The following is a 2,591-nucleotide window of genomic DNA, read 5'->3' as shown; positions in this document are numbered from 1 at the left end:
CGTGTCACCTTTGTGGTCGCCAAACTACAAGGAAATGACCAAACAGTTTACTAAACTGACCGACTATCAATGGGCCGCAATATCGCCCTTTTTACCCATCAAACGCAAACGTAAACTCGATTTACGCGACGTTATGAATGCGATTTTATGGCTGCTTCGCACTGGGTGTCAATGGCGAAACTTACCCGATGAACACCCGCATTGGCAAGCCGTCTATTATTATTTTGACAAATGGAAAACCAACGGAACCTTCGAACGAATCAACCGGGAATTGAATCAACTCGACCGAAAAGCTGAAAATCGCCAAGCGTACCCCTCCGTTTTTTGTATTGATAGTCAACGTGTTAAGTTAGATCCTATGATTTGTGAATACCGAGGACTCGATGGGCATAAGAAAGTTAACGGACGTAAACGACAGCTACTTGTCGATACCGGTGGTCGCTTGTGGGCAGTTCATGTTCATGCCGCTAATGAAGCAGATGGGCCCGCTTCACTGCCGCTGGTGAGCGATGTGTTATGGTATGGTGAGCGGGTCGGAATCGTATTTGGCGATGGAGCCTACGGAGGTGTTTTTGCCAAAGAACCAGCCAATTGGGGCATTGATTTTGAGCGGGCTTCTCGCCCAGAATCGGCCCAAGGGTTTGTTCCGATAGCTAAACGTTGGGTTGTCGAACGCAGCATTGCCTGGACCAATTTTTTTCGGCGGATCGTCAAAGATTACGAATATACTCTATCATCTTCGGTTGGATGGCTACTTTTAGCTAACATTCAGATGATGTTGCAACGAATCAAACCGATCAGCCAAATATAATTCCCCAACACGTTCTAAGTAGATCAATTATATATCAGTCATCATGTACACTCAATAAACATGAGGCAAGGATGTGTTTATTGCATCCTCACTTAATCGACATGTATTTGCTTCATGTTTATTGGATAAATATATCTTCAAAACGTGTTTATCAAATACCCTTCTAATCGACACGTTCTTGCTTCATGTACATTCAATAAACATGTCCGGAAAACGTGCTTATCAAATGCCCTTCTAATCGACATGTTATATTTTTGTCGTACATTTCAGATTAAAATGGTCTCCTGCTATGTTCGATAAAAATAGACCTTACAATGAGTTAGTGAAGCTCCCGCCACTGGTCGACCTAGAGACAAAGGAGATTCTCAGGGCAACCAATCAGGCTAATAAACTTTTAGCAGAGTTAAAAGGGCGATGCCTGAGCCTACCTGATCCCTCTTTACTCATAAATACAATTGTCCTGCAAGAAAGTAAGGATAGCTCAGCTATTGAGAACATTGTTACAACTCAGGATGAACTCTACCGAGCCGTGATCTCTCCGGATGATATAAATAAACCGGCAACAAAGGAGGTACTACAGTATAGAGAAGCTCTATACTTAGGTTACCATATGTTAAACGAGCATGATTTGATCACCACTAATCTTTTGGTGAAAGTTATGCAACGCTTAAAGGCTACTACGGTCGGCATAAGAAACGCAGCTGGGACACGCCTTATCAGTTCAAAAACTAAAGATGCTATTTACACCCCTCCTGAAGGGGAGCAGTTGATCCGGGAGAAACTGCACGATCTAGAGCAATACATCCACGATGACCATCCCGATGATCCGGATCCGCTGATCAAAATGGCGTTGATTCATTATCAGTTCGAAGCAATACACCCGTTTGCAGATGGTAATGGCAGAACAGGGCGAATACTCAATGTATTATACCTGGTACAAAAAAAGCTATTAACGCTACCGGTGTTATATCTGAGTTCATACATTATAAACCATAAGGACGACTACTACCGGCTCCTTCGGGCTGTTACGGAAGAACAGAAATGGCATGAGTGGATTTTATTTATGCTATCAGCCATAGCAGAGACATCTTCACTAACGCTTCAAAAAATTGAGGGTATCCTACGATTATACCATGACACATTGGAAAAGGTAAGAGAAACGCTACCTAATACCAATGCCAGAGATATAAACGATCTATTATTTAGCTACCCTTACGTCAAAATCAAGACATTGGAATTGAACGGAATTGCCAAACGCCAGACAGCATCGCTTTACCTCCAGCAACTAGCTCAAGCAGGCGTTCTGATCCCTTTAAAATATAAAAAAGAGATTTACTATGTCAACTATAGACTCATGGATTTAATTACGGGGTGATAACCTTTTGCAATTTTCCATCCTCTGGTAAGCTTGATGATAAGACAGCATTTTGATACACTTTTGATACCGCCACAAACGAAAACGTATAGTCTTCTGATTAACAGCAACTTAATCGAGTCCCTCCGGACCGCTAGAAGCAAACAAAAGCCCCAAAACACGCTGTTTTGGGGCTTTTGTTCTTCCAACACTGTTCCAACATATCCCCAAAAACACCCTGAAAACTACACACTGTTTCGGCATTGTTTCGGCATGAAATACGCTGGCGAGCTTCAAGCTGAAACGAAAGGAAAAGATCAACACCAGCCATCTGACCCGTCAGGAGGTCTTTACGCTGGAGTCAACGACATGGACTGACAACATGCAGAAGGTAGTGGATCTGTTCCTGTTTTCGGTTTATACCGG

At 42.8% G+C, this 2,591-nt stretch carries 2 protein-coding genes; both read left to right on the top strand.

Annotated elements, in window-relative coordinates:
• Positions 1–811 (top strand): IS5 family transposase (locus BLX24_RS29955; protein ID WP_229201923.1); only part of this gene is annotated, 811 nt, incomplete at its 5' end.
• A 289-nt stretch (positions 812–1,100) separates the two neighbouring features.
• Entirely contained in the window at positions 1,101–2,186 is a 1,086-nt protein-coding gene (locus tag BLX24_RS29950) for a Fic family protein (RefSeq protein ID WP_071506864.1), read from the top strand.
• Positions 2,187–2,591: the final 405 nt, after the last annotated feature.

This window comes from Arsenicibacter rosenii, from assembly GCF_001870735.1.
GTDB lineage: Bacteria > Bacteroidota > Bacteroidia > Cytophagales > Spirosomataceae > Arsenicibacter > Arsenicibacter rosenii.
Note: the sequence above shows the minus strand (reverse complement) of the source record. Positions and strands in the feature narration are given on the sequence as shown.

Bases quoted from the DNA above. Each gene is read 5' to 3' on its own strand.
- BLX24_RS29950 (WP_071506864.1), top strand. From the start codon at position 1,101: ATGTTCGATAAAAATAGACCTTACAATGAGTTAGTGAAGCTCCCGCCA.